This is a genomic window from Microcystis sp. LEGE 08355, assembly GCF_015207185.1.
Classification (GTDB): Bacteria; Cyanobacteriota; Cyanobacteriia; order Cyanobacteriales; family Microcystaceae; genus Microcystis; species Microcystis panniformis.
In genome coordinates, this window is sequence record NZ_JADEXI010000350.1 from 1 (window position 1) to 5,027 (window position 5,027).

Below are 5,027 nucleotides of genomic sequence, written 5' to 3' on the forward strand. Positions count from 1 at the left end.
AAGACAATCAAAAGATTAGCAACTTAACGGATGAGAGGCGCAACATTTTGAGATTTTTTCCCAAACCTTGCCAGGAATATTATCTCTTATCTTGACCAGATGGATTGACTTCAAGGGGTGACAAAACAAAGCGAGCAACTGGAACATCTCCCCCTAGATGTTAAGTCTGATTGCCCAGCCATTCTCAACAAGCACTGTTTATTGCGAATGACCGGGGGAACTCTGAAATTTTCGGCTTAGTTGCTGGCAGCTTGCCGCCAACTCACTCCTCTAGATAAGTATTTTGACTCAGGCATCTTCCTCTTTCGAGACGTTGTGACACTTAGGGTGCGGAATGTGGGTTATAGCACCTCCCATATTTGCTGAATTTCTCACATCACTTAACAATTTAGTATTAACTTTCCGAACCATTGTCTAATCTCTTGTTTTTCACTCTCTTCCAACAGAAAATCAATATTTTTGAATTGTTCGGCCCTTCTCTGTTTGACTCCTAAAATCTCAATCCCTACAATCCTATCCGTCTCATCGTAATCATAGACAATCCCCAGCGCTACTTCCTCAGAATCAATAACCTTTCCCTCAAAACGACGAATATAAGCGGCATTAGCGGCTCGATCATAGTTTATTTTCATAGTTTCCCCTTTAATCGGCGTTCAAAATGGACAGTTACCAAAAGATTATAATTACTAAGTAGGTAGGCGTTAAAAATTATCAGAAACCCCCCTTATCAAGGGGAGCATGGGGGATCGCCACCCCCCTTATCAAGGGGGACTAAGCGGGGATCGCCACCCCCCTTATCAAGGGGGGACTAAGGGGGGATCAAACCTAAAATCCATTTTCAATTTAATTATAACCAGCTACTTATACTGTTCACATCAAACAAAAATACCCATGAAAACTAAACAAGAATACCTCAACGCCCTAGTCAACTTTGACCAACCCCTATCAACTATCCTCCCTATCCTAAAAACCTTTCCTTGGGACAGTAGCGAAGCAATTATCACCCTAAAAAAAGAGCATCTGATCGATATTCTCGATCGCTATCTTAATAACGCTCTATCTGCCACCGACTTAGAAAACTGGGCCGATGCCATCGAATGCAGAGAAGATATCGCCTATGAAACAGATGAGGAATATCTCATCAATGACATCATCTTTGACCTCGCTAATCCGACATTAAACGATCCACTATCACCAAAAACAATCGAACAATACATCAGCCAACTTTCCCATTTAAAGTCTTCCTTAATTTCCTAAATAATTGACCTCTCCTTTGTGAATTTTAATGGGGGTTTACTTGAATCTCAATTTTGTCCGAGGGGTTGAATTTAATTTCCTCGACAACGTAGGAACTCTTAATCGCTACCCCTTCGATCCCCCTTATTTCTAGAGGATCTAGCGAGGTTAAAATTACTTCGGCTTTTCCTTCATTAACATCAATAATTTTGAAGTTCTGTAGGGGTTCCGTCCAGCGTTTTCTATTCTCTTTTGGATCATTTTTTCCCCCCGAACCGCGAATAACAATCTCTCCGCTTTTGATAATTACTTTGCCTTGAAACTCTATCTGTTTGATCTCTTTCATCGCCACTTCTTTTGTTTTTGATTCTCTCCCTAAAGCGATCGTTTTTGTTGGAGAATCGAACTTGATTAATCTCCCAGATAGAGAAGTGCCATTTTTTAAAGATACTTTCGTATCATCTGGTACGAATACGGGGATTTTCTTGACGGGAGATCGATCGCCGGTGGCTGGTAGATGATAGCCAGCAAGAGAGGCGATAAAAACTAGGCTAGTTGCGGTTATTATTGGGTAGAGTTTTTTCATCTTTACCTTGCCTGAATGATCGGGATTTAGTTGGTTCTGTTTTCGATCTTGGATGCGGTGAGTTAGGAGTAACAGTAACCCAACCTAGGGTTTTTTCTAGAGGGTTTTTTCCATATTTTAGCGTCGGGATTGTCAAAGGGGAAGCGTTTTATCTTCTCTTTATGTTAAAACTTATGAAGGTACTCCTTTATGCGGTAAGCGATAAAAATATGACTCTACAAGAGCTAATGCGGTGGGCGGAAAAATTATCCGCGATCGAGAAACGGCAACTAATCGAAAAAATTACCGCAGAAATGGCATCGGAATCGGCAGAAGTTAATCAACCCCGTCCCTCTTTATGGGGTATATGCGCCGATTTAGGACAGGCTCCCTCGGCTGAAGATATCGATAAAACCCGACGAGAAGCGTGGGGAGATTTTACGGCAGAGGATCTTTAAGTGTTAAAAGCAGTTTTAAGTAGGTAGGCGTTAAACATTATCAGACACCCCCCTTAGCAAGGGGGGCAGGGGGGGATCGAACCTAAAATCCATTTTAAATTTAATTATAACCAGCTACTTAGATACTCATGCAGTTATCTGGTATCTTTACATCGAATTATTGCGGCAACCGCCCTATATTTAAACGTTCCCTTAATTAGCCGAGATCGAAAAATTCAATTATCAACGGTTAATACGATCTGGTAGCAACGAACTAATCAAATTCCTATTCCCCGAATATAATTGGATGCGGTGGGTTAGCGCTACTCGTAACCCAACCTGCGGTTTTTGTCAATATATTTTTACTTTCCGAAACCTTTGTTCGGGCGGTTTTGTTTGGCAATACGGAGGGCTTTTCCGGTTTTACCATCCTGTAGTGCGATCCGCATCGATCGCTTTTTCTGGTAGGATTGAATATCCGCCGCTAACGGATGATCGTTATCGATCCGTAGATGGGTTAAAGAACAGATAAGACCCGTTTGTTTTCCCAATTCATTTTTTAGGAAACAAATAATTCCCCCCTCGTCTCCCGTGTAGAAAATTTTATCGATCGAAAACTGGTGATCGGGTTTGTATCGCTCACCTTTTGTTTCAGCTAGTTTTAACGTTTCGGGAGTTGCACGCACGGGGATTGGTAAACTCGCTTCCATTTTCTCAATTAAAAAACGAACTTGTCGGGGATCGTCGATCAACATGGGTTATTCTCCTTGATAAAATACAAAGAACTGGCGATAGAACCCGATCGATCGAGTAGGATAGCGATCGAAAACGCTAATCAGGGACATTTTGCCGTGAGCGCTCCGAATTCTCCCCCTCCCGGAACACAGATACTAGGAACCTTCGCCAGTCTTCTCGGTTTGCTGGGGATTTTTCTCTATTTTACGGGATGGATCTATCGGTGGGCCTATTTCGGCTGGTTTAGCCTTGAGATTAACCGTCTGGACTTACCCTTGCGTTCCTTCCTTTTTGTGCCGATACAGGTCTTCTGTGGCGATTTCGGGGCGTTGCTGCGAACGTTTCTGGCGCTGGTTGCCGTTGCCTTTGCGATTCAATTTACCCTCTGGATTTTGTCTCCCCTGCCATCCTATTCAATTGTCAGTCAATCTCAACGGAAATTTCATCAAAAATTTCCGTTCCTAGGTTTATTAGTCCGGGGAATTCCCGAATCTCTCCGAAAAGATTTGATCGCTGTTATTTGGCTATTAATTATTCTTTTTTGGTTAGCTCGAATTCAGGGATCGATCGATGCCCGTCGCGATGCGGTTAATGATACTTCTACCTTACCAGTTATCACTTTAGTTTTACCAGAAAAACAGATAGCGATCGGTCGGAATCCGCAGGATGTTTTTACCGATCCTTCTCTCAAAGGTTATCGAATTATCGGTGAGACTAAATTACTCGAAGAGCTGCGGGGAAAAGAAACGAATGATAGTAAAGTTAATCCCCCGCGAGTCTGGCGTTTATTAATTCAAAATAATAATTGGACTTATGTTTTTCGCGGGTTATCCCCTCAGTCGGCAGAAGAAAATGAACGTCCAGCGATTCTAGCCATTCGCGAGGATAAGGAGGGACAATTGATGATTCTCGCGCCAGATGTCCCACAATCCAGGTGAAACTCCATTGGGGAAATTATCAAAAGCGATCGTTAATAAAAAAAGTCTAAAAGCCTCACCCCACAAGGTTTTCGGCGTTGTCAGATCAGAAGAGGAAAGATGCAATGCTCCGGTGCTGATTCGGAGCATCTTTCCATTTGACAACGCCGATTGTAGGGCTAATTCATGAATTAGCCCTACGCCGATTGTAGGGCTAATTCCACTGCTAAATCGAGCGACTCTTGTTCCCCACTTAAGCCCAACTATCGGCACTATTCGTTCATTAAACACTAATTGTCAAGATGCCATGTAATCTTTCCTATCAAAGTAATTTCAGTTCCGGTGCTGATTCGGAGCATCTTTCAATTTGACAACGCCAGGTTTTTAGATTCATTCAGCCCGCCCTATCTAGGGATTGCCACCACCCACAGCGATGCCACTACCATAAATCTGAGCATTTGTCAAGTTGATTCTCTCCATCGATGCACCTGTCACATCGGCATCATAAATCACGGCACTGGTGAAATTGACTCCATCGAGATCAGCTTGATTCAAACTGGCATTAGTCAGAAAAGCTGCGGTTAAATTTGCGCCCTCTAGGTTAGCATCGGTCAAATCTGCGCCTTCCAAGTTAGCTTCCTCCAGATTAGCTCCCTGTAAATCCGCTTTTCTCAAATCAGCACCGATTAGATGCGCCCCTCTTAAATCTGCACCGCGGAGATCACAGCCCGGACATTCCCGCGTATTCAATAATTGTTGCACCTGTCGGGGATTTTCCGCACCGACGGGGTTAATCAGCAGTAAGGAGGCTAGGGAACCTAGGGCAATCATTAAAGTCCTTTTCATTGTTTTCGCCTCCTCTTTCGTTTTCTTCTCTACTTTTAGGATAGGAAAAAAGCTGCTAACCAACTTCCCCCGATCGGGCTAATTCTCCTGTTATCTCACTTTTGCTTGCTTTTGCTAGTCGATCTCTCCTTTTATTACCGTAGCGATCGCATCTCGGGCATTTTCCTTAAATTCCTTGACATCGACGCGACTTAATAACCAAACTGCCAGGATCATTCCCAATGCTTGCAGGAGGAAAACTAAGCTATAGGCTAAAACTGGACTAGAAAAGACAACTTTACCGATATTTAA

At 43.0% G+C, this 5,027-nt stretch carries 7 protein-coding genes and 1 pseudogene; 3 read left to right on the forward strand and 5 right to left on the reverse strand.

Annotated features, from left to right (window positions below; all coding sequences use genetic code 11):
* Nucleotides 1-380: 380 nt before the first annotated feature.
* Nucleotides 381-632: a DUF2283 domain-containing protein gene (locus IQ242_RS16565; RefSeq protein ID WP_193960722.1), complete on the reverse strand. Its 252-nt coding sequence runs from the start codon at nucleotides 630-632 to the stop codon at nucleotides 381-383.
* 259 nt (nucleotides 633-891) lie between these two features.
* On the opposite strand from IQ242_RS16565, the gene IQ242_RS16570 reads away from it, so the two are divergent.
* Nucleotides 892-1,257 carry a hypothetical protein gene (locus tag IQ242_RS16570; RefSeq protein WP_193960723.1) on the forward strand — a complete coding sequence of 122 codons (366 nt, stop codon included), beginning with the start codon at nucleotides 892-894 and terminating at the stop codon, nucleotides 1,255-1,257.
* 25 nt (nucleotides 1,258-1,282) lie between these two features.
* Here IQ242_RS16570 and IQ242_RS16575 read toward each other — a convergent pair whose 3' ends face one another.
* Complete coding sequence (locus IQ242_RS16575) at nucleotides 1,283-1,822, reverse strand: hypothetical protein (RefSeq protein ID WP_193960724.1); 540 nt, start codon at nucleotides 1,820-1,822, stop codon at nucleotides 1,283-1,285.
* A 173-nt stretch (nucleotides 1,823-1,995) separates the two neighbouring features.
* Here IQ242_RS16575 and IQ242_RS16580 point away from each other — a divergent pair, with 173 nt between their 5' ends.
* Nucleotides 1,996-2,259, forward strand: coding sequence for a hypothetical protein (locus tag IQ242_RS16580; protein ID WP_193960725.1), 264 nt, complete (start codon nucleotides 1,996-1,998; stop codon nucleotides 2,257-2,259).
* 341 nt (nucleotides 2,260-2,600) lie between these two features.
* Here the strand turns inward: IQ242_RS16580 and IQ242_RS16585 are convergent, their stop codons facing one another.
* Complete coding sequence (locus tag IQ242_RS16585; protein WP_193960726.1) at nucleotides 2,601-2,993, reverse strand: hypothetical protein; 393 nt, start codon at nucleotides 2,991-2,993, stop codon at nucleotides 2,601-2,603.
* A 12-nt stretch (nucleotides 2,994-3,005) separates the two neighbouring features.
* Here IQ242_RS16585 and IQ242_RS16590 point away from each other — a divergent pair, with 12 nt between their 5' ends.
* Nucleotides 3,006-3,911, forward strand: coding sequence for a hypothetical protein (locus tag IQ242_RS16590; protein WP_193960727.1), 906 nt, complete (start codon nucleotides 3,006-3,008; stop codon nucleotides 3,909-3,911).
* Nucleotides 3,912-4,298: 387 nt separating this feature from the next.
* Here IQ242_RS16590 and IQ242_RS16595 read toward each other — a convergent pair whose 3' ends face one another.
* Entirely contained in the window at nucleotides 4,299-4,736 is a 438-nt protein-coding gene (locus IQ242_RS16595; protein WP_193960728.1) for a pentapeptide repeat-containing protein, read from the reverse strand.
* Nucleotides 4,737-4,850: 114 nt separating this feature from the next.
* Nucleotides 4,851-5,027, reverse strand: a pseudogene (locus tag IQ242_RS16600) (PucC family protein); the annotation flags it as partial.

Coding starts and splice junctions, on each gene's coding strand:
- IQ242_RS16585 (WP_193960726.1), bottom strand. CDS start 2,993: ATGTTGATCGACGATCCCCGACAAGTTCGTTTTTTAATTGAGAAAATG.
- IQ242_RS16565 (WP_193960722.1), bottom strand. CDS start 632: ATGAAAATAAACTATGATCGAGCCGCTAATGCCGCTTATATTCGTCGT.
- IQ242_RS16595 (WP_193960728.1), bottom strand. CDS start 4,736: ATGAAAAGGACTTTAATGATTGCCCTAGGTTCCCTAGCCTCCTTACTG.
- IQ242_RS16580 (WP_193960725.1), top strand. CDS start 1,996: ATGAAGGTACTCCTTTATGCGGTAAGCGATAAAAATATGACTCTACAA.
- IQ242_RS16575 (WP_193960724.1), bottom strand. CDS start 1,822: ATGAAAAAACTCTACCCAATAATAACCGCAACTAGCCTAGTTTTTATC.
- IQ242_RS16570 (WP_193960723.1), top strand. CDS start 892: ATGAAAACTAAACAAGAATACCTCAACGCCCTAGTCAACTTTGACCAA.